This window comes from Herbaspirillum sp. (assembly GCF_017744395.1).
Classification (GTDB): Bacteria; Pseudomonadota; Gammaproteobacteria; order Burkholderiales; family Burkholderiaceae_D; genus Herbaspirillum.
This window is the reverse complement of the sequence record NZ_JAGIBI010000002.1, coordinates 581048-602242: the sequence shown is the minus strand read 5'-3', so window position 1 is coordinate 602242 and position 21195 is coordinate 581048. Positions and strand designations below refer to the sequence as shown.

The following is a 21195-nucleotide window of genomic DNA, read 5'->3' as shown; positions in this document are numbered from 1 at the left end:
GCTATCTCAGCACAGGGATGAATTACACTCTGCCTACAGCAAACACATTGTCGTTGGGCGTAAAATCGAAACTTACCGAATATTCAGGACTAGACCTTGAAAAAAACTCTCGCCCTCCTCACCAGTTCCCTGCTGCTGACCGCGTGCGCAAGCTTCCAGCAGTCCGGCGACAAGGCGAATGCCGAAGCGGCGCAAGACAAGAAACCCGCTCTCGCGAAATCCTCCGCGGCCAGCCGCAAGAAAACGCCCAAGGCCCGCGCCCAGCAACAGGAAGACGCGCTGCCGGCGGTCGAACTGAGCGAAGACATCCTGTACAAGGTCTTGACGGCCGAGATCGCTTTCCAGCGCGGCCAGTGGCAATCGGCCTATGTGACCATCCTGGCCGCCGCCCAGCAAACGCGCGATCCGCGCCTGGCCAAGCGCGCCGCCGAGATGGCGGTGGCCGCCCGCCAGCCCAGCGAAGCGCTGGTGGCGGTGCGCCTGTGGACCGAACTGGCGCCGCACTCGGATGAGGCGCTGCAGAACTACCTCGGCCTGATCATGCTCTCCGACAGCATCGACGAGATCGAACCGCTGCTGACCCAGCGCCTGGCCGATGCCGCGCCGCAGGCGCGCGGCCCGATGATCCTGCAGATCCAGCGCCTGCTGGCGCGCGCCAAGGATAAACAGGCCAGCTTCGCCATCCTGCAAAAAGTGACGCAGCCCTACGGCGACCTGATGGAAACCCATCTGGCGCTGGCGCAAGGCGCCTTCAACACCGGCGACGCCGCCTATGCGCAGCGCGAAGCGCGCGCGGCGCTGAAGATCAAGCCCGACTCCGAACTGGCGATCCTGACCGCGGCGCAAGTCGCCCCCGATACCAGGGAAGCCACCAGGCTGGTGTCGGACTTCCTGCGCAAGTACCCGAATTCGCGGGAAGTGCGCGTAGCCTATGCGCGCAGCCTGGTGGAACAGAAGAACTACAAGGATGCCCGTTCCCAGTTCGAGACGCTGCTCAAGGACGACGGCGACGATCCGACCACGCTGTTCGCGCTGGGCGTGCTGTCGGCCCAGACCGACCAGTTGAACGATGCCGAAAATTACCTGAAACGCTACCTGCAGGTGCTGGCCGCGCAGCCGGAAGACGATCGCGACCCGAGCCAGGCCATCCTGCTGCTCTCGCGCATCGCCGAAGAGCGCAACGACCTCGACGGCGCATTGCGCTACCTGGACCAGGCCGAACTCGGCGCCGACGGCTACATCAACATCCAGGTGCGCCGCGCCCAGCTGCTGGCGCGCAAGAACGACATCGACGGCGCCCGCAAGGCGCTGGAAGCGGCCCAGTCCGAATCGGCCACCGATGCCGAACAGCTGCAACTGATCCAGGCCGAATCGCTGCTGCTGCGCGACGCCAACCGCAACCGGGAAGCGGCCGACGTCCTCAAGGGCGGCCTGGGGCGCTTCCCCAACAACACCGACCTGCTGTACGACTATGCGATGGTGAGCGAGAAGCTGGGCAACTACACCGAGATGGAAAGCTCGCTGCGCCGCGTGATGAAGCTGGCGCCCGGCAACCAGCACGCCTACAACGCGCTGGGCTATTCGCTGGCCGACCGCAACATCCGCCTGCCGGAGGCGCTGGAACTGATCCAGAAGGCGGCCGACATGGCGCCGCAGGATGCCTTCATCGCCGACAGCCTGGGCTGGGTCCAATTCCGCATGGGCCGCCTGGAGCAGGCCGAAACCCAGATGCGCCTGGCCTATTCGCTGCGCCCCGATCCGGAAATCGGCGTACACCTGGGCGAAGTGCTGTGGACGCGCGGCAAGCAGGATGAAGCCCGGCAGGTCTGGCGTGAAGTGCAAGCCAAGGATCCCAACAACGACGTCCTGAAAAGCACGCTGGCGCGGCTGAACGTGAAGCCATGACGCGACTGCCACGCCCCGGCCTGCGCCGGGCCGCCGCGCTGGGCGCGGCTTCGGCCGCATTGCTGCTGGGCGGCTGCGCCGGCATGCCCGGGCAAGAATCGGCCGCGCCTGCGACGGCGGCGCCTGCTTATCAGGAAAGCATCGATATCAGCGGCCGCATCTCGGTGCAATACGAACAGAACGACCGCCCGCAATCCTTGCACGGCAGCTTCATCTGGTCGCAGACCGCGCAAAACACCGACCTGGAACTGCTCTCTCCGCTGGGCCAGACCGTGGCGACCATCAGCGTCAAGCCGGGCATCGCCACGCTGGTGGAGTCGGGCAAGCCGCCGCGGGTAGCGCCTGATGTGGATGAACTGGCCGCGCAATCGCTGGGCTGGCCGCTGCCGGTCTCAGGCATGCGCCAGTGGCTGCAAGGCAGCGGCACCGACAGCGCCGGCAAGCCGTTCCGTGCCCAGCCGGGCACCGACTACGCCGCCTTCGCCACCCTGGACGGCTGGCGCGTGGCGTATGCCAACTGGCAAACCGACCCGGACAGCGGCGCCACCCGCCCCAAGCGCATCGACCTGACCCGCAACACCGAACAAGCCGGCAAGGTGTCGATCCGCATCGCCGTCGACAGCTGGAAGAAACCCTGACGCACCACGCTTGACCATGACCGCCACCCTGAAGGCCTGCCCGGCCCCCGCCAAGCTCAACCTGTTCCTGCACGTCACCGGCCGCCGCCCCGACGGCTACCACCTGCTGCAATCGGCGTTCCAGCTGATCGACCGCTGCGACAGCCTGGACTTCGCCGTGCGCGCGGACGGCCGGATCGTGCGCACCAACGACATCCCGGGCGTGCCGGCCGAAACCGACCTGGTGGTGCGCGCCGCGCGCCTGCTGCGCGAAGCCGCCGGCCAGCCGGATCTGGGCGCCTCGATCACCGTGGAAAAGCGGCTGCCCATGGGCGGCGGCCTGGGCGGCGGTTCTTCCGACGCCGCCACCACCCTGCTGGCGCTGAATCATTTATGGGGAACCGGCTTCAAGCGCCGGGAATTGATGGACATCGGCCTGAAACTGGGCGCCGACGTCCCGTTCTTCCTGTTCGGCCGCAATGCCTTCGCCGAGGGTGTCGGCGAGGCGCTTTCGCCGCTGGAAACCGCGAATTGCTGGTATGTGGTGATCGAACCGGGCGTCTCCGTACCGACCGCAATAATTTTTTCGTCAATAGAATTGACACGAGATACAAAAGCCGTCAGAATAACGGACTTTCCTGATGCGACGAAACAAATCGCTTCGAGCTTCGGGAAGAACGATCTGGAAATGGTGGCAACACGGCATTTCCCGCAAATTGCAGAAGCCATCGAGTGGCTCGGCAAATTCGGAAACGCCAGAATGACCGGGTCCGGCGCCTGTGTATTTTGTGCCTTCGAGCACGAACGACAGGCAGACGAAGTGCTGAAACAATTGCCTTCGCGCTGGATCGGCTGGAAAGCCAAAGCGATGCAGGAACATCCTCTCGCCCATTTGTTGCAGTCGTGAAAAGAATTGGTTTGACGTAGAATCAGCGCCGCATGCAAAGCAGTCGCAGGCGAGATGAAACGGAAAACAGCAGATTGTGTAGGGGAATCGCCAAGCTGGTTAAGGCACCGGATTTTGATTCCGGCATTCCAAGGTTCGAATCCTTGTTCCCCTGCCATTAATTCAGGACCGGTCTCAGACTGAGCGTCCAGTCAGAAAAATAAGCCGTCAATGTGAGACCGAACAGTCAAGCATTGTCGGCTTTTCGACTTTTTGCTTTTCGACTTTTTTTACGATTGCATTCAGGGATACCCACATGGCACTTGAGAACCTGATGGTTTTTACCGGCAACGCCAACCCGGAACTGGCGCGCGGCGTCGCTGACAAGCTCGGTATCCCGCTGGGCAAGGCCAACGTCTCGAAGTTCTCCGACGGCGAAGTCATGGTCGAGATCAATGAAAACGTTCGCGGCAAGGACGTTTTCGTGCTGCAGTCCACCTGCGCGCCGACCAATGACAACCTGATGGAAATCATGATCATGGTCGATGCATTGAAGCGCGCGTCGGCCGGCCGCATCACCGCCGCCATCCCCTATTTCGGCTACGCCCGCCAAGATCGCCGCCCGCGTTCGGCGCGCGTCGCGATCTCGGCCAAGGTGGTCGCCAACATGCTGCAGGAAGCCGGCGTCGAACGCGTCCTGATCATGGACCTGCATGCGGACCAGATCCAGGGCTTCTTCGACATCCCGGTGGACAACATCTACGCTTCGCCGATCCTGCTGGGCGACCTGGTGGCCAAGAACTACGACGACCTGCTGGTGGTTTCGCCCGACGTCGGCGGCGTGGTGCGCGCCCGCGCGCTGGCCAAGCGCCTCGGTTGCGACCTGGCCATCATCGACAAGCGCCGCCCGAAGGCCAACGTCTCGGAAGTGATGAACATCATCGGCGAAGTCGAAGGCCGCAACTGCGTGATCATGGACGACATGGTCGACACCGCCGGCACCCTGACCAAGGCCGCCGAAGTGCTGAAGGACCGCGGCGCCAAGAAGGTCGTGGCTTACTGTACGCACCCGGTGCTGTCGGGCCCGGCCATCGACCGCATCAGCAATTCGCCGCTGGACGAGCTGGTAGTGACCGACACCATTCCGCTGTCGCCCGCCGCCCGCGCCTGCCCGAAGATCCGCCAACTGACCTGCGCGGACCTGCTGGCCGAGACCTTCAAGCGCATCACGAAGGGCGACTCGGTGATGTCGCTGTTCGCCGAGTAAGAAACAGGATTCGCCTCGCTGCAGCAATGCAGCGAGGTTTTTCGTATCCCCTGGTCGCGGGGGATATTTACCACGCAGGGCATACGTCAAACCAACGACGCGCCCTGCCAACATTGGAGCTTTAACATGAAAGTCATCGCATTTCCGCGCAAAGAACAGGGCACCGGAGCGAGCCGCCGCCTGCGTAATGCCGGCCAAACCCCGGGTATCGTCTACGGCGGCACCGCTGCGCCGCTGAACATCTCCCTGGACCACAACGCGCTGTACCACGCGCTGAAGAAGGAAACCTTCCACTCGTCGATCCTGGATCTGGAAATCGACGGCAAGGTCGAGCAAGTCCTGCTGCGCGACTTCCAAGTCCACGCATACAAGCAACTGGTCCTGCACGTCGACTTCCAACGCGTCGACGCATCGCAAAAGCTGCACACCAAGGTCCCCCTGCACTTCGTGAACGCTGAAGTCTCGCCGGCCGTGAAGCTGCACTCGGGCATCATCTCCCACGTGCAATCGGAACTGGACGTTTCCTGCCTGCCGAAGAACCTGCCGGAATTCATCGAAGTCGACCTGTCCAAGCTGGACGTCGGCCAATCGATCCACCTGGCTGACCTGAAGCTGCCCAACGGCGTGACCGCCGTGTCCCAGGAAAACCTGACCATCGTCACCGCTACCGTGCCGGCCGGTCAAGTGTCCGCTGAAGGCGAAGCCGCTGCCGGCGACGCTGCAGAAGCCAAGTAATTCGCTTCGGCATCAAGAAAAAACCCGCTTCAACCGAAGCGGGTTTTTTTATGCCTGCCAATTCCAATTCCGGCAGATCCTCCGGAACCGGTCACCGATCATTTCAACCAGGCTTCGCGCTGGCGCACCGCCGCCGGCTTGCCCAGCGCCGACAGCTTCACCTTTGGCGCGACATCGGCCTTGAGGCGCACGACAAACTCCATCAATTCATCGCGGCGGAAGGCATGCACACGCACCGCATCGTTGACGCGATAGCGCGCCAGCAAGCCATCCGGGCCGGACGCCGGCACGCGCAAACCGTCCAGCGCCACCAGCTTGTCGCCGGCCGACAAGCCCGCCTGCGCAGCCGGGCTGCCTTCGTAGACGCTGGCCAGCTTGGCGTCGCCGCCGTCTTTGACAATGCGCGCGCCCAGCCAGGGCTTGGCCTCCTTCGGCAATGCATCATCGTAGCTGACGCCAAATCCCGGCAACAAATCAGCCATCGGCACATCTTCCGTTCCCTTGATGCAGCGCTCGAAGAAACGCTTCAGGTCGGCGCCGCCCAATTCTTCAAGCAGCACCAGGATTTCGTCCTCCGGCACCCCCTGCCCGCGCGCGCCGCCTTCATAGAAATCCCGGCCAAAACGGTTCCACAAGCCGCGCATGACATCGTCCAGGGTCCGACGGCCGCGCGTCTGCTGGCGTATCGTCAAATCCAGCCCCAGCGCCACCAGCGAACCCTTGGTGTAATAGCTGACGATGGCGTTGGGCGCATTCTCGTCCTGGCGGTAGTACTTCACCCAGGCGTCGAAACTGGATTCGGCCACGCTCTGCTTCTTGCGCCCGCTGCCGCGCAGCACGCCGGTGACGGTCTTGGACAGCATGTCGAGATAGGCATCGGTATCGATCACGCCGGTGCGCACCAGGAACAGGTCGTCGTAATAGCTGGTGAAGCCCTCGAACAGCCACAGCAGCGAAGTGTAGTTTTCCTGGCGCAGGTCGTAGGGCGCGAACACCGCCGGCTTGATGCGCTTGACGTTCCAGGTATGGAAGTATTCATGGCTGCACAGGCCGAGGTAGGTGCGGTAGCCCTCGGTCTGCTCCGGCCGGCCCTTGACCGGCAGGTCGGCGCGCGCGCAGATCAGCGCGGTCGAGGCGCGATGCTCCAGGCCGCCGTAGCCGTCGCCCACCGCCAGCGTCATGAAGACGTAGCGCGACATCGGCGCGCGCTTGCTCTTTGGCTCGAAGAACGCGATCTGCGCCTCGCAGATCTTCTTGAGGTCGTCGCACAGGCGTGGCATGTCGAGATTGGGCACCTGCCCGGTGATCACCACGTCGTGCGGCACGCCATGCGCCTTGAAACTGGCCAGCGCGAAATCACCGAGTTCAACCGGATGATCGATCAGTTCATCGTAGTTCCGTGCCGCATACGTGCCGAAGCCATAGCGCTTGGCCTTGAGTTCCGGCATGGCGGTCGCCACGCGCCAGCGCTTGAAGGCCTCGCCTTCCGGACGGCGGATGTCGACCACGTGCTGCGCCTGCTCGAACCCATGCGCCGCCAGGAACACGCTGGTGCCGTTGAAGAAGCCGTGGGTCTGGTCCAGGTGCGCGGTGCGCACCGACAAGTCCCAGGCATAGACCTGGTAGCTCAGCGTCAATGGCGCGGCGCAGGCGGCGGCCTGCCAGGTGTGCTTGTCGATCTTCCTGATCGACACCTTCTTGCCGCCGGACTCGGCGCGCAGGCGCACGATGTTCTTGGCGAACTCGCGGATCATGTAGCTGCCCGGAATCCATGCCGGCAGCGAAAACACCTGGCCGTCGGCAGCAGGCTTGTCGACCGTGACGGTGACGTCGTAGACGTGCGAGGCCGGATCGTTGGAAGTGATGGTGTAGCGGATGGGAGTAGCCATGTGGGTCCTGTGAGCCTAGCGAATACAACAGTGAACCGGCTCATTTTACTTGAGCGCCCGGCACCTCGCGCATTCCAAGGATTGGCGCGGGCCGTCCGACCGGGCGAAAAAAAACCGGACAGACTTTCATCTGTCCGGCTCCAGGAAAAAATGAAGCAAAACTTATTATCGAACCGGCATCAGCGCGGCAGCAACGATGCACCCATCAGGTACTCGTCGACCGCACGTGCGCACTGGCGTCCTTCACGGATCGCCCAAACCACCAGCGACTGGCCGCGGCGCATGTCTCCGGCGGCAAACACCTTGTCCACCGAAGTCTTGTAGCAGCCTTCGCCATCAGTCGTGGCCTTGGCATTGCCGCGCGCATCCTTCTCGACGCCGAAGGCGTCCAGCACTTGCTGCACCGGCGAGACGAAGCCCATGGCCAGCAGCACCAGGTCGGCCTTGACTTCGAATTCCGAGTCCGGCACTTCGATCATCTTGCCGTCCTTGAACTCGACGCGCGCGGCGATCAGCTTTTCGACCTTGCCGCCCTTGCCTTCCAGGCGCTTAGTGGTGACGGCGAAATCGCGCGCGCAACCTTCTTCGTGCGAAGAGGAAGTGCGCAGCTTGATCGGCCAGTACGGCCAGACCAGCGGCTTGTTTTCGGACTCCGGCGGTTGCGGCATCAGCTCGAACTGGGTCACGGAATCGGCGCCATGGCGGTTGGAAGTGCCCACGCAGTCGGAACCGGTATCGCCGCCGCCGATCACCACCACGTGCTTGCCGGTGGCCATGATCTGGTTCTTCAGCTTGTCGCCGGCGTTGACCTTGTTTTGCAGCGGCAGGAAATCCATCGCGAAGTGCACGCCCTTGAGCTCGCGGCCGGGCACCGGCAGGTCGCGCGGGGCTTCAGCGCCGCCGGCGATGACGATGGCGTCGAATTCCTTCTTCAGCTCGTCGGGCGACACGGTTTCCTTGGACCAGTTGTTGACGGTCTCCGGGAAGTCCTTGCCGACGAACACGCCGGTGCGGAAGGTCACGCCTTCGGACTTCATCTGTTCCACGCGCAGGTCGATGTGCGACTTTTCCATCTTGAAGTCGGGGATGCCATAGCGCAGCAGGCCGCCGACGCGGTCGTTCTTCTCGAACACGGTCACGTCATGGCCGGCGCGCGCCAGTTGCTGGGCCGCGGCCATGCCGGCGGGGCCGGAGCCGACCACGGCGACCTTCTTGCCGGTCTTGATGGCGGCCGGTTGCGGCACCACCCAGCCGTTTTCCCAGCCCTTGTCGATGATGAAGTGCTCGATCGACTTGATGCCCACGGCGTCGCTGTTGATGCCCAGCGTGCAGGCGGCCTCGCACGGCGCCGGGCAGATGCGGCCGGTGAACTCGGGGAAGTTGTTGGTCGAGTGCAGCGTGTCCAGCGCTTCCTTGTAGTTGCCGCGGTAGACCAGGTCGTTCCAGTCCGGAATGATGTTGTTGACCGGGCAGCCGTTATTGCAGAACGGAATGCCGCAGTCCATGCAGCGCGCGCCCTGGATCTTGGCGTCGGCGTCGCTCAGGTGCAGGACGAATTCCTTGTAGTGCTTGGTGCGCGCGGCAGGCGCTTCGCTCGCCTCTTTCAGGCGCTGGTACTCCATGAAACCGGTTGCTTTTCCCATTTTCCTCTCACATTTCTCGCTAAGGATGCGACGGGCGGCGATTCAATTCCGCGGCGCCCGTCGGCGTGCTTGATTGGTCCGAAAAGACCGCCGCTCAGGCGGCGACCTTTTCCTTCTTCGTTTCGGCAGCGGCGGCCAGTTCAGCCAGCGCGCGCTTGTATTCGGTCGGGAATACCTTCACGAACTTGCTGCGCGATGCCGCCCAGTTGTCCAGCAGGTAGCGCGCGCGCGTGCTGCCGGTGTACTTGAAGTGCCGTTCAATCAAGCCGCGCAGGATCGCTTCGTCGGTCTGGCGCTCGCCGCCGCGTTCCAGGCTGTGCCAGACGTTGCGGCCGACAGAGGCTTCCTGCTCGGTGTCGGACAGGACCTTGTCCAGCGCCACCATCGAGGTATTGCACTTGCCGGCGAAATCGCCGTCCGGGTCGTAGACGTAGGCGATGCCGCCCGACATGCCGGCTGCGAAGTTGCGGCCGGTGTTGCCCAGCACCACCACGGTGCCGCCGGTCATGTATTCGCAACCGTGGTCGCCGGTGCCTTCCACCACGGCGATGGCGCCGGAGTTACGCACCGCGAAGCGCTCGCCGGCCACGCCGTTGATGAAGGCTTCGCCATTGATCGCGCCGTACAGCACGGTGTTGCCGGCGATCATGTTGTCCACGGCGCGGCCGCGGAACTCGGTGTTCGGACGCACGATGATGCGGCCGCCCGACAAGCCCTTGCCGACGTAGTCGTTGCCCTCGCCCACCAGGTCCAGCGTCACGCCGTGCGCCAGGAAGGCGCCGGCCGACTGGCCTGCGGTGCCTTGCAGCTGGATGTGGATGGTATCGTCCGGCAAGCCTTCATGGCCGTAGCGCTTGGCCACTTCGCCCGACAGCATGGCGCCGACGGTGCGGTTCAGGTTCTTGATCGGGGAGATGAAGGAAACCTTCTCGCCCTTTTCCAGCGCGATCTGCGCTTGCGCGATCAGCTTGTGGTCCAGCGCCTTGTCCAGGCCATGGTCCTGGTCGTCGGTGTGGTACACCGGCGCCGAGGATTCCGGCTGGTGGAAGATGCGGGAGAAGTCCAGGCCCTTGGCCTTCCAGTGCGCGATCGCCTTGGAACGATCCAGCAGGTCGGCGCGGCCGATCAGCTCGTCGAACTTGCGGATGCCCAACTGGGCCATGATCTGGCGCGCTTCTTCAGCGATGAAGAAGAAGAAGTTGACCACGTGCTCCGGCTTGCCTGAGAACTTGGCGCGCAGCACCGGATCTTGCGTGGCCACGCCCACCGGGCAGGTGTTCAGGTGGCACTTGCGCATCATGATGCAGCCCTCGACCACCAGCGGCGCGGTGGCGAAGCCGAACTCGTCGGCGCCCAGCATGGCGCCGATGACGACGTCGCGGCCGGTCTTCATCTGGCCGTCGGCCTGCACGCGGATACGGTTGCGCAGGCCGTTCAACACCAGCGTCTGCTGGGTTTCGGCCAGGCCCAGTTCCCACGGCGAACCGGCATGCTTGATCGAGGACAGAGGCGATGCGCCGGTGCCGCCGTCATGGCCGGCGATCACGACGTGGTCGGACTTGGCCTTGGCCACGCCCGCGGCCACGGTGCCCACGCCCACTTCGGACACCAGCTTGACCGAGATCGAAGCGCGCGGGTTGACGTTCTTCAGGTCGTGGATCAGCTGCGCCAGGTCTTCGATCGAGTAGATGTCGTGGTGCGGCGGCGGCGAGATCAGGCCCACGCCCGGCACCGACACACGCAGCTTGGCGATGTAGTCGGACACCTTGTGGCCCGGCAGCTGGCCGCCTTCGCCCGGCTTGGCGCCCTGCGCCATCTTGATCTGGATCTGGTCGGCGGAGATCAGGTACTCGGCCGAGACGCCGAAGCGGCCCGACGCCACCTGCTTGATGCGCGAACGCAGCGAGTCGCCTTCCTGCAACGGGATGTCGACTTCGATCACGTCGCGGCCGATTTCCGACGCCAGGGTCGCGCCCTGCTTGATGGGGATGCCCTTGAGTTCGTTGCGGTAGCGGTTGACGTCTTCGCCGCCTTCACCGGTATTGGACTTGCCGCCGATGCGGTTCATCGCGATGGCCAGTGTGGCGTGCGCTTCGGTCGAGATCGAGCCGAGCGACATGGCGCCGGTGGCGAAGCGCTTGACGATTTCCTTGGCCGGTTCCACCTCATCGATCGAGATCGCCTTGGACGGGTCGATCTTGAACTCGAACAGGCCGCGCAGCGTCATGTGGCGCTTGGACTGGTCGTTGATGAGCTGGGCGTACTCTTTATAGGTGTTGTAGCTGTTGGAGCGGGTCGAGTGCTGCAGCTTGGCGATCGCGTCCGGCGTCCACATGTGCTCTTCGCCGCGGATGCGGAAGGCGTACTCGCCGCCGGCGTCCAGCGCGTTGGCCAGCACCGGGTCGGCGCTGAAGGCCGCGGTGTGCAGGCGCAGCGCTTCTTCGGCCACTTCGAACACGCCGATGCCTTCGACGTTGGACGCGGTGCCCTTGAAGTACTTGTCGACCAGCGACTTCGACAGGCCGATGGCTTCGAAGATCTGCGCGCCGCAGTAGGACATGTAGGTCGAGATGCCCATCTTGGACATGACCTTCATCAGGCCCTTGCCGATGGCCTTCTGGAAGTTGTAGATAGCCTTTTCCGGCGACAGGTCGCCCGGCAGGCCCTTGGCCATTTCCGACAGGGTATCCATCGCCAGGTACGGGTGGATGGCTTCGGCGCCATAGCCCGCCAGCAGGGCGAAGTGGTGCGTTTCGCGGGCCGAGCCGGTTTCCACCACCAGGCCGGTGGAGGTGCGCAGGCCCTTGCTGACCAGGTGCTGGTGGATCGCGGAAGTGGCCAGCAGCGCCGGGATCGGCAACTGGTCGGCATCGACCTTGCGGTCCGAGATGATCAGGATGTTGTGGCCCGACTTGACGGCGTCCACCGCCTTGGCGCACAGCGAGGCCAGGCGCGCTTCGATGCCTTCCTTGCCCCAGGCGACCGGATAGCAGATGTTCAGTTCATAGGACTTGAACTTGCCGCCGCTGTGCTTGCTGATGTTGCGCAGCTTGGCGATGTCGTCGTAGTCCAGCACCGGCTGCGACACTTCCAGGCGCATCGGCGGGTTGATGTTGTTGGTGTCGAGCAGGTTGGGCTTGGGGCCGATGAACGACACCAGCGACATGACCAGCGCTTCGCGGATCGGGTCGATCGGCGGGTTGGTCACTTGCGCGAACAGCTGGCGGAAGTAGTTGTACAGCGTCTTGTTCTTGTTGGACATGACCGCCAGCGGCGAGTCGTTGCCCATCGAACCGATCGCCTCTTCGCCGCCGGTGGCCATCGGCGCCATCAGGAACTTGGTGTCTTCCTGGGTGTAGCCGAACACTTGCTGCAGGTCCAGCAGCGCCAGCTTGGAGGACGGTTCGCGCGGCTCGTCCGCGAGCTCGTCGAGCTTGACGCGCACCGAGTTGATCCACTGCTTATACGGCTTGGCGTTGGCGTAGGTGTCCTTCAGTTCCTTGTCGTCGATGATGCGGCCGGCGTCCAGGTCGATCAGGAACATCTTGCCCGGCTGCAGGCGCCATTTCTGGATGATCTTGGATTCGGGAATCGGCAGCACGCCCGATTCGGAAGCCATCACCACCAGGTCGTCGTCGGTGACGATGTAGCGCGCCGGGCGCAGGCCGTTGCGGTCCAGCGTGCCACCGATGTGGCGGCCGTCGGTGAAGGCCAGCGCGGCCGGGCCGTCCCACGGCTCCATCATGGCGGCGTGGTATTCGTAGAAGGCGCGGCGGTTGTCGTCCATCGCGGTGTGGTTTTCCCAGGCTTCGGGCACCATCATCATCATCGCCTGCGGCAGCGGGTAGCCGGCCATGACCAGCAGTTCCAGCGCGTTGTCGAAGCTGGCGGTGTCGGACTGGCCTTCATAGATCAGCGGGAACAGCTTCTTCAGGTCCGAGCCCAGCACGGCCGACTGCATCACGCCTTCGCGGGCGCGCATCCAGTTGAAGTTGCCCTTGACGGTGTTGATTTCGCCGTTGTGGGCGATCAGGCGGTACGGGTGGGCCAGCGGCCACTCGGGGAAGGTGTTGGTGGAGAAACGCTGGTGCACCAGGGCCAGGGCCGAGACGCAGCGCTCATCCTGCAGGTCCTTGTAATACACGCCGACCTGGTCGGCCAGCAGCAGGCCCTTGTAGACCACGGTACGGGCCGACATCGAGGGCACGAAGAATTCCTTACCGTGCAGCAGGTTCAGCGCCTGGATGGCGTGGCCGGATGACTTGCGGATCACGTAGAGCTTACGTTCCAGCGCGTCGGTCACCATGATGTCCGGGCCGCGGCCGATGAAGATCTGGCGGATCACCGGCTCTTTTTCGCGCACGGTGGGCGACATCGGCATGTCGCGGTCGACCGGCACGTCGCGCCAGCCCAGCACGATCTGGCCTTCGGCCAGCACCGCGCGTTCGATTTCCTGTTCGCAGGCGATGCGCGAAGCGTTTTCCTTGGGCAGGAACACCATGCCCACGCCGTACTCGCCCGGAGGCGGCAGGTCCACACCCTGCTTGGCCATCTCTTCACGGTAGTACTGGTCGGGGATCTGGATCAGGATACCGGCGCCGTCGCCCATCAGCGGATCCGCGCCAACCGCGCCCCGGTGGTCCAGGTTCTTCAGAATCAGCAAACCCTGGTCAACGATGGAATGGGACTTCTTGCCCTTGATGTGGGCGATGAAACCGACGCCACAGGCGTCATGTTCATTGGCTGGGTCGTAAAGGCCTTGCGCGTGCATAACGGTACTCCACCACATTGACAGTAAGGATTTGAAGAATAGTGCAGCGCACCTAATTGTTCAACAAGAATAAATAGGGTCTGAGTTAAATTAATACTCTCATTATTTTTGTGATTTTTAAATTAGGGACAAAGTAAAAGACTTCGACTTAAGTCATTGATTCAGCAACTTTATTTTTCGATATCGCTCCGACCTATTCTTCCTGCGTTCCTTCGGCATCCGGCAGCGGCCGCACAATAGCCGGCCGCCCGCGCTTGGCCGGGCTGACCCGGCGCTGCGTCTGGCGTTCCAGCGCCAGCTTGAAGGCGTCGGTTCCGAGCGCCCAGCCTTTGAGTGTGGCGTCCGTAATACGCGCGACCTCTTCCTGCGCCAAACCGTCTTCGATCGATTGCCTGTAGGCAATCTCGCGATCGAACGGCGTGTTGCCAATCGACCAATACATCGGATGGTCGGTGATCAAGCCATCCTGCTTGGCACCAATATGATGCATATAGCTGGACCACGGATATTCCCCGGGCGCGCTTGCCAGCCCGTTGCGCACGGGATTGAGCTCGATGTAGCGGCAAATGGCCAGCAGGTAGGGCTCGGCATCGATCACGGTGGCCCGGTAGCGCCCCTGCCACAGCGTGCCGCTGCGTCCGTATTTCTGGTTGAAATAGGGGACGTAGTGGCGTCCTATCCATTGCATCATCCGTGCCAGCCCCTGGTCGTCGGCCGGCGTGGCCAGCAAGTGCAGATGGTCGGGCATCAGGACATACGCATGGATCGCGACCTTGAACTGGCGCGCGGCCTCTTTCAGCCAGCCGAGGAAGGCAAGGTGATCGTCCGTGTCGCGGAAAATCACCAAACCGTCATGGCCCCGCTGGATGACGTGGTGGGGATGGTTGGGAACGACAAGACGCGGAAGACGGGCCATGGGACGATTCGCTCAATACTGGATAGGGAGGCGATATTCTAATCCACTCCGTCCCCAATTATTGCAAGACATTTGCCGCTGGCCACTTGCACAAAAAAAAACGGCCGGATCGCTCCGGCCGCTTCAATGCCAACTCGCCCACCACTCAGACTTCTTTGGCCTTCCGCGACAACAGCAGGCTCAGGACGATCGACACCAGCAGGATCGCCCCCACCACCGCCAGCGACCACACCACCGGAATGTGGAACCAGTAAGCGGCCAGCATCTTCACGCCGACGAACAGCAGCACCAACGCCAGGCCGTACTTGAGCAGGTGGAAGCGCTCGGCCGAGTCGGCCAGCAGGAAGTACAGCGCGCGCAAGCCCATGATCGCAAACATGTTCGAGGTGAAGACGATGAACGGGTCCTTGGTGATCGCAAAGATGGCCGGGATGCTGTCCACCGCGAAGATCAGGTCGGATATCTCGATCAGCAGCAGCACCAGCATCAGCGGCGTGAAGTACTTGACGCCGTTCTGGACGGTGAAAAACTTCTCGCCGTCATAATCCTTGCTGATCTTCAGATGATTGCGCAGCCATCGCAGCAGCGGGTTGTCGCCCAGGTCGGCCTCCTTGTCGGCGAACAGCAGCATCTTCACGCCGGTGAAGACCAGGAAAGCGCCGAACAGGTACAGGATCCAGCTGAATTGCGCGATCAGCCAGGCGCCCAGCAGGATCATCACCGCCCGCATCACGATTGCGCCGAACACGCCATACAGCAGGACGCGGCGCTGCATCTCGGGCGGCACCGCGAAGTAGCCGAAGATCATCAGGAACACGAAGATGTTGTCGACCGACAGCGCCTTCTCGATCAGGTAGCCGGAAAGGAATTCGGCCCCCTTCTGGTTGGCGAATTCGCGCCCCACGTTCACATCCAGGTACCACCACAGCGCGCCCGCGAACAGCAGCGCCAGCGACACCCATACCAGCGACCAGCCAAGCGCCTCCCTGGGCGAGACGCGGTGCGCCTGGCGTCCGCCCAGGGCGAACATATCCAGCGCCAGCATGCCCAGCACAAATACGATGAAACCCAGCCACATCGGCCCGGTTGCGAAACTCTCAACGCCGTTCACGTTTTTCCCCTTTCCATTGTTGGCCGTCCGGCCGTAGTCCGACCGTAAACAGCGTCACTTTAGGGAAAAACGATATGAATGAAAATTCGAATATTCTGAGATAATTCATCGGAAAAACCGATGATACGACGATCCCAAGATGGCCTCGCTCAATTACAAGCATCTCCATTATTTCTGGACCATCGCCAAGGCCGGCGGCGTAGCGCGCGCCAGCGAACGCTTGCACCTGACGGCGCAAACCGTCAGCGGCCAGCTGGCGCTGTTCGAGGAAAACCTGGGATACCAGCTGTTCGACCGCGTCGGGCGCAGGCTGGAATTGAACGACGAAGGGCGCATGGTGTTCGATTACGCCGACCGCATCTTCACCATCGGCGAGGAATTGGAAGAAGCCTTGCGCTTCCGCCCCGGCGGCCGTGCGCTGCAGCTGCGCGTGGGCGTGGCCGACGCCGTCCCCAAGGCGATCGCCTACCTGCTGCTGGAAACCGCGCTGGCGATGCAGGAACCGATCCGTATCGTCTGCCGGGAAGGCAAACTCGACGTGCTGCTGGCCGACCTGGCCATCCATCGTCTCGACATCGTCATCGCCGACAGCCCGATGCCGGCCAACGTCGACGTACGCGGCTACCACCACCTGCTGGGCGAGTGCGATACCAGCTTCTTCGCCACGCCCGAACTGGCCAGGCGCTACAAGAAGGGATTCCCGCACAGCCTGGACGGCGCGCCGTTCCTGATGCCGGGAGAGGATGCGGCGGTGCGTCCACGCCTGCTGCGCTGGTTCGAAAAGGAAAGGATCCGCCCGCAAATCACCGGCGAATTCGACGACGGCGCCCTGCTGCTGGCCTTCGGCGATGCCGGCGCCGGCATCTTTGCCGCGCCCGCCGCCATCGCCGCGCAGATCAAGAAGCAATATGGCCTGGTGGAAATAGGCAAGACGGATGCCGTCAGGGAACAGTTCTACGCCATCTCGGTAGAACGCAAGCTCACGCACCCGGCCGTGCTCGCCATCCAATCCGCGGCGCGCGACAACCTCATCATCGGCAGCTCGCGCCGATAAGCTTGCAGATACACAAGCAAAGCGCTGCTCCCGGCTTGCCGCACGGATAATCCGGATGGAGTGGAGACAAGATGAAAATCCTCCCGCGCAACGGGAACCGACATGCCCGATGTTGTCGCGCACATTTTGCGCATTCCTCGCAAAGCCAGTCCTGCTGCGGGTTTCGAAGAAGAAAAAAAAGGGAAGATGCAAAAGAAAGGCCCCACGTCCTTTGCAGTCCGTGGGGCAAATCCCATTCTCGGGGGAGAGAATGGAGGGGGAACTTCAATATAAAAAAAACAGTGTTGGGCCGCAGTGTTTTTTACAAATTGTTACGCCATCTTCATATGACGTAGATACGAAGCGAACCGCTGCCTCCATCGCTGATTTCAATATATCAAACACGAGCCATAAGTAAAGAACGCAACGCCAGAAAAGACGAGGAATGCTGCTCTCGCCTACTGATCAGATAAGTGATGATGCGTCCATCCTTGCCAAGCGAATAAGTCGAAAAGCCGTGCGGCTCGCTCTGCATATCGATCACCGAACGCGGCACCACCGCCACGCCGGCGCCGGCGGCCACACATGCCAGGATGGCATGGTAAGACGCCAACTCCAGCGTGCGGCCGGGCCGCCGCCCCTTCCCGGCGGCCAGGAACCAGCTCTCGGCATGGCGGCGATAGGCGCAGCCCTGCTCGAACACGATCAGCGTATCGAGCACGACATCCTCGGGCGAACGCACCCGGCGGTGGCTCTTGGGCGCCACCAGCAGCAGCTCTTCCTTGAACAGGGGCGTGGCATCGAAGGCCGGATCGTCGATGGGGCCGGCCACCAGCGCGGCGTCGAGCTTGAAGTCGCGCACCTGGGCGATCAGCGTCTCGGTCGGGCCGGTCGACAGTTCCAGCCGCACCTCCGGCCAGCGGCTGTGGAATTCGGCCAGCGGCACCGGCAGCCTGCTGGCCGCGGCGCTCTCCATCGAACCGATCCGCAGGCGCCCGCGCGGGCTTTGCGGCGCGACCGCCTGGCGCGCCTCCTGCACCAGGTCGAGGATGCGCTCGGCGTAATCCAGCATGGCCTCGCCGGCGGCGGTCAGCACCATGCGGCGGCGGTCGCGTACGAACAGCGGCACGCCGATCGATTCCTCCAGCTGCTTGATGCGCGTGGTGACGTTGGATTGCACGCGGTTGAGGCGTTCCGCGGCGCGCGTAATGCCGCCTTCAGCCACCACGGCGCGGAAGATTTCCAGCTCGGCCAGTTCCATATCATTCTCCATTCAAGATGAAGTCATTCTTATTATTCATTTTTTCGAATGCATGAAACAAGATAGCATGGAGCCCCTTCCCAATAAGAATATTCGCCCGCCATGAATCGCCATCGCAGCCGAAACCATCCCCGCCATCTTGCCGCCGAGCCGAGATCTCGCACATGAACGCCGCCGCCCCCAACCCAACGCCGCAAGCCGGCCGCGCCACCGCCTGGAAAGTCTGCCTGGCCGGCATGCTGGCCCTGTCGGTGGCCATGGGCATCGGCCGCTTCGCCTTCACCCCGCTATTGCCGATGATGCTGCATGAAGGCAGCCTCAACCTGCAGATGGGCGGCTGGCTGGCCACCGCCAACTACCTGGGCTATTTCATCGGCGCCATGCTGTGCGCCTTGCGCCGCAGCGACAAGCCGGTGCCGCTGATACGCGGCGGCCTGGTCGCCACCATCCTGCTCACGCTGGGCATGGGGCTGCTGCACGACGATGCGGTGTGGCTGGGCTTGCGCTTTCTTTCGGGCGTCGCCAGCGCCTATGTGTTCGTCTATACCGCCGGCTGGTGCCTGCAGCAGTTGACGCAGTTGAAGCATCCCGAACTGGGCGGCGTGATCTTCTGCGGCCCCGGCATCGGCATCGCCGTCAGCGGCCTGCTGACCGGCGCCATGGTGACGGCCGGCTGGCTGGCCGCCTCGGGATGGATTGCGTTCGGCCTCATCTCGCTGCTGTTGACGGGCCTGATCTGGAAGACCTTCCAGTTCGACGCCGGCCACGCGCAAAACGGCGCGTCCACCGCCCACGCCGACAACCTCCGGCAGGGATCCCCGGAGCAAAAGCGCGAGGTGCGCCAGCAGGTGATCGCCTACGGCATGGCCGGCTTCGGCTACATCATCACTGCCACCTTCCTTCCGGTGATCGCCCGCCAGGCCTTGCCGGGGTCGAACTGGCCCGATTTCTTCTGGCCCATCTTCGGCTTCGGCGTGGCGCTGGGCGCCTTCGGCGCGACGCGCCTGCCGGTGCACGGCGACCAGCGCCGGCTGCTGGCCTGCAGCTACGTCATGCAAGCCGCGGGCGTGGCGCTCTCTATCCTGCTGCCCAACGCCATCGGCTTCGCGCTGAGCTGCCTGCTGCTGGGCCTGCCGTTCACCGCCATCACGCTGTTTGCGATGCGCGAGGCGCGCCGCCTGCGCCAGGCGCAAGCCAGCAGCCTGATGGGGCTGATGACGGCCGCCTACGGCATCGGCCAGATCGCCGGCCCGCCGCTGGCGACCGCCCTGGTGCGCAGCAGCGGCTCGTTCACGCCATCGCTGTGCGTGGCGGTGGCGGCCCTGCTGCTCGGCGCCCTGCTCTATTACCGGCTGACGCTGAGCCACAAGCTGGCCAGCAAGGCGGCTTGACCAGGCTGCCGAAGCCCCCAACAAAAACGCCCGCTGCAGACGATGCAGCGGGCGTTTTCGCATCCGGGCCTGGAGCCCGGACGGCGCATCAGCGGAACGCCGGTTCGGCGAAGCTGCGCAGCTTGCGGCTATGCAACTGTTCGATGCCGTTGGTGCGCAGCAGCTCCAGCGCGCGGATACCGATCTGCAGGTGCTGCGCCACCCGCTGCTCATAAAAGCTGTTGGCCATGCCGGGCAGCTTGATCTCCCCATGCAGCGGCTTGTCCGACACGCACAGCAAGGTGCCGTAAGGCACGCGGAAACGGAAACCGTTGGCCGCCACCGTGGCGCTTTCCATGTCGAGCGCGATGGCGCGGCTCTGGGAAAAGCGCAGCAGCGGCAGGCGGTGATCGCGCAGCTCCCAGTTGCGGTCGTCCACCGACGCCACCGTGCCGGTGCGCATGATGCGCTTGAGCTCGTATCCCTTGAGCTGGGTGATGCTGGCCACCGCATCCTGCAGCGCCAGTTGCACCTCGGCCAACGCCGGGATCGGCACCCACAGCGGCAAGTCGTCGTCCAGCACGTGGTCGTCGCGCACATAGGCGTGCGCCAGCACGTAGTCGCCCATGCGCTGCGACGCCGACAGGCCGGCGCAGTGGCCCAGCATCAGCCAGCCGTGCGGGCGCAGCACCGCCACATGGTCGGTGACGGTCTTGGCATTGGACGGCCCCACGCCGATATTGATCAGCGTAATGCCGCTGCCGTCGGCGCGCTGCAGGTGGTAGGCCGGCATCTGCGGCTGGCGCGCCGGCGCCACGCCCGAAGCGGGCTGGGCGCCGCCGCCTTCCTGGTTGGCGCTCCAGGTGGTGACGTTGCCCGGTTCGACGAAGGCCACATATTGCTGGCGGTAGGCGCGCTCTTGCGGATCGTCGGTAGGTTCCATCAGCTTGCGCCCCAGGCGCACGAACTCGTCCACATAGAACGCATAGTTGGTAAACAGCACGTAGCGCTGAAACTGGTCCGGCGAAGTGGCCGTGTAATGGCGCAGCCGATGCAGCGAATAATCGACGCGCGGTCCGGTAAACAGCGCCAGCGGATGCACGCCGTCGCGCCAGGCGCCGTTGTCGACCTCATAGGTGCCGTTGACGATGCGGTCGTCCATGGCCGCCAGATCCGGCAGGTCGAACACGTCCGGCAGCGAACGCAAGTGCTCCGGATCGAGGCTGCCTTCGACGTGGATGCCCTCCGGGAAAGCGAAATGCACCGGGATCGGCAGATCGCTCACGCCGATCTCCAGCGGCACCTGGTGGTTTTCCAGCACCAGCTTGAACTGGCTCAGCAGGTAATTGCGGAACAGCGCCGGCCGGGTCAGCGTGGTTTCGTAGCAGCCGGGGCCGGCCACGAAGCCGAAGGACTGGCGGGTATCGGTATGGGCCGTCTTCTCGGTCGTGATGCGCACGAAGGGATAGCAGGCGCGCACGCGCTGCTCCAGGACCGCTCCGGACGAGAACTTGCGGAAGGCATCGCGCAGGATGGAAGTGTTGCGTTCGTAGATTTCAAGCACGCGCGCATACGCGGCTTCGGGGTCGGTGAATTTTTCGGTGGCAAACATCATCTTTCTCCATCATTGCCGCACGCAGCACAACCGGTGTGCGGCTTTTACCGGCCATTGCCGGAGATTGAAAATCCTTGTGTGCACCTCCGATATTACCCGAGTCGGCGCTTCTGCATCGGCGCCGATCTGGCGGCGCAACATCCCCCTTTCATTCCCTTTGCCAACCGCGGGTTCGG

The 21195-nt window shown here is 63.4% G+C and carries 14 protein-coding genes and 1 tRNA gene; 8 read left to right on the top strand and 7 right to left on the bottom strand.

All coding sequences use genetic code 11. The features are described 5' to 3' along the window. Nucleotides 1-96 precede the first annotated feature (96 nt). From J7548_RS08680 to J7548_RS08655, 6 genes are all read left to right on the top strand, one after another. On the top strand, nucleotides 97-1905 hold the full coding sequence (locus J7548_RS08680) for a tetratricopeptide repeat protein (RefSeq protein ID WP_290973211.1): 1809 nt from the start codon (nucleotides 97-99) through the stop codon (nucleotides 1903-1905). Beyond that, a complete protein-coding gene (gene lolB / locus J7548_RS08675; protein ID WP_290973209.1) occupies nucleotides 1902-2543 on the top strand; it encodes a lipoprotein insertase outer membrane protein LolB in 642 nt (213 codons plus the stop codon). Before J7548_RS08680 ends, lolB begins: the two co-directional genes overlap by 4 nt. A gap of 16 nt (nucleotides 2544-2559) precedes the next feature. Then, the gene (gene ispE / locus J7548_RS08670; protein WP_290973207.1) at nucleotides 2560-3429 is read left to right on the top strand and encodes a 4-(cytidine 5'-diphospho)-2-C-methyl-D-erythritol kinase; all 870 of its coding nucleotides are present in this window, start codon (nucleotides 2560-2562) and stop codon (nucleotides 3427-3429) included. 80 nt (nucleotides 3430-3509) lie between these two features. After that, nucleotides 3510-3586 (top strand) — tRNA-Gln (locus tag J7548_RS08665). A gap of 138 nt (nucleotides 3587-3724) precedes the next feature. Further along, nucleotides 3725-4675 carry a ribose-phosphate pyrophosphokinase gene (locus tag J7548_RS08660; RefSeq protein ID WP_290973206.1) on the top strand — a complete coding sequence of 317 codons (951 nt, stop codon included), beginning with the start codon at nucleotides 3725-3727 and terminating at the stop codon, nucleotides 4673-4675. 126 nt (nucleotides 4676-4801) lie between these two features. Further along, nucleotides 4802-5410 carry a 50S ribosomal protein L25/general stress protein Ctc gene (locus tag J7548_RS08655; RefSeq protein WP_290973204.1) on the top strand — a complete coding sequence of 203 codons (609 nt, stop codon included), beginning with the start codon at nucleotides 4802-4804 and terminating at the stop codon, nucleotides 5408-5410. 98 nt (nucleotides 5411-5508) lie between these two features. Here the strand turns inward: J7548_RS08655 and J7548_RS08650 are convergent, their stop codons facing one another. The 5 genes from J7548_RS08650 to J7548_RS08630 all read right to left on the bottom strand — a co-directional run bounded on the left by J7548_RS08650 (nucleotide 5509) and on the right by J7548_RS08630 (nucleotide 15740). After that, nucleotides 5509-7299: a M61 family metallopeptidase gene (locus tag J7548_RS08650; RefSeq protein WP_290973202.1), complete on the bottom strand. Its 1791-nt coding sequence runs from the start codon at nucleotides 7297-7299 to the stop codon at nucleotides 5509-5511. 179 nt (nucleotides 7300-7478) lie between these two features. Continuing rightward, the gene (locus tag J7548_RS08645; RefSeq protein WP_290973200.1) at nucleotides 7479-8942 is read right to left on the bottom strand and encodes a glutamate synthase subunit beta; all 1464 of its coding nucleotides are present in this window, start codon (nucleotides 8940-8942) and stop codon (nucleotides 7479-7481) included. A gap of 94 nt (nucleotides 8943-9036) precedes the next feature. Next, nucleotides 9037-13713 carry a glutamate synthase-related protein gene (locus J7548_RS08640; protein WP_290973198.1) on the bottom strand — a complete coding sequence of 1559 codons (4677 nt, stop codon included), beginning with the start codon at nucleotides 13711-13713 and terminating at the stop codon, nucleotides 9037-9039. 193 nt (nucleotides 13714-13906) lie between these two features. After that, nucleotides 13907-14629: a transposase gene (locus J7548_RS08635; RefSeq protein ID WP_290973196.1), complete on the bottom strand. Its 723-nt coding sequence runs from the start codon at nucleotides 14627-14629 to the stop codon at nucleotides 13907-13909. A 145-nt stretch (nucleotides 14630-14774) separates the two neighbouring features. Continuing rightward, entirely contained in the window at nucleotides 14775-15740 is a 966-nt protein-coding gene (locus J7548_RS08630) for a TerC family protein (RefSeq protein ID WP_290973194.1), read from the bottom strand. Nucleotides 15741-15879: 139 nt separating this feature from the next. On the opposite strand from J7548_RS08630, the gene nhaR reads away from it, so the two are divergent. Beyond that, on the top strand, nucleotides 15880-16794 hold the full coding sequence (gene nhaR / locus J7548_RS08625; protein WP_290973192.1) for a transcriptional activator NhaR: 915 nt from the start codon (nucleotides 15880-15882) through the stop codon (nucleotides 16792-16794). 376 nt (nucleotides 16795-17170) lie between these two features. On the opposite strand, the gene J7548_RS08620 is transcribed toward nhaR, so the two are convergent. After that, nucleotides 17171-18034: a LysR substrate-binding domain-containing protein gene (locus J7548_RS08620; RefSeq protein ID WP_290973190.1), complete on the bottom strand. Its 864-nt coding sequence runs from the start codon at nucleotides 18032-18034 to the stop codon at nucleotides 17171-17173. A 164-nt stretch (nucleotides 18035-18198) separates the two neighbouring features. On the opposite strand from J7548_RS08620, the gene J7548_RS08615 reads away from it, so the two are divergent. After that, nucleotides 18199-19425, top strand: a complete 1227-nt coding sequence (locus tag J7548_RS08615; protein ID WP_290973188.1) for a YbfB/YjiJ family MFS transporter — start codon at nucleotides 18199-18201, stop codon at nucleotides 19423-19425. An 88-nt stretch (nucleotides 19426-19513) separates the two neighbouring features. Here the strand turns inward: J7548_RS08615 and J7548_RS08610 are convergent, their stop codons facing one another. Continuing rightward, entirely contained in the window at nucleotides 19514-21016 is a 1503-nt protein-coding gene (locus J7548_RS08610) for an AMP nucleosidase (protein ID WP_290973355.1), read from the bottom strand. Nucleotides 21017-21195: the final 179 nt, after the last annotated feature.

Bases quoted from the DNA above. Each gene is read 5' to 3' on its own strand.
- J7548_RS08615 (WP_290973188.1), top strand. From the start codon at position 18,199: ATGAACGCCGCCGCCCCCAACCCAACGCCGCAAGCCGGCCGCGCCACC.
- J7548_RS08660 (WP_290973206.1), top strand. From the start codon at position 3,725: ATGGCACTTGAGAACCTGATGGTTTTTACCGGCAACGCCAACCCGGAA.
- lolB (WP_290973209.1), top strand. From the start codon at position 1,902: ATGACGCGACTGCCACGCCCCGGCCTGCGCCGGGCCGCCGCGCTGGGC.
- J7548_RS08640 (WP_290973198.1), bottom strand. From the start codon at position 13,713: ATGCACGCGCAAGGCCTTTACGACCCAGCCAATGAACATGACGCCTGT.
- J7548_RS08620 (WP_290973190.1), bottom strand. From the start codon at position 18,034: ATGGAACTGGCCGAGCTGGAAATCTTCCGCGCCGTGGTGGCTGAAGGC.
- ispE (WP_290973207.1), top strand. From the start codon at position 2,560: ATGACCGCCACCCTGAAGGCCTGCCCGGCCCCCGCCAAGCTCAACCTG.
- J7548_RS08655 (WP_290973204.1), top strand. From the start codon at position 4,802: ATGAAAGTCATCGCATTTCCGCGCAAAGAACAGGGCACCGGAGCGAGC.
- J7548_RS08645 (WP_290973200.1), bottom strand. From the start codon at position 8,942: ATGGGAAAAGCAACCGGTTTCATGGAGTACCAGCGCCTGAAAGAGGCG.
- J7548_RS08635 (WP_290973196.1), bottom strand. From the start codon at position 14,629: ATGGCCCGTCTTCCGCGTCTTGTCGTTCCCAACCATCCCCACCACGTC.
- nhaR (WP_290973192.1), top strand. From the start codon at position 15,880: ATGGCCTCGCTCAATTACAAGCATCTCCATTATTTCTGGACCATCGCC.
- J7548_RS08610 (WP_290973355.1), bottom strand. From the start codon at position 21,016: ATGTTTGCCACCGAAAAATTCACCGACCCCGAAGCCGCGTATGCGCGC.
- J7548_RS08650 (WP_290973202.1), bottom strand. From the start codon at position 7,299: ATGGCTACTCCCATCCGCTACACCATCACTTCCAACGATCCGGCCTCG.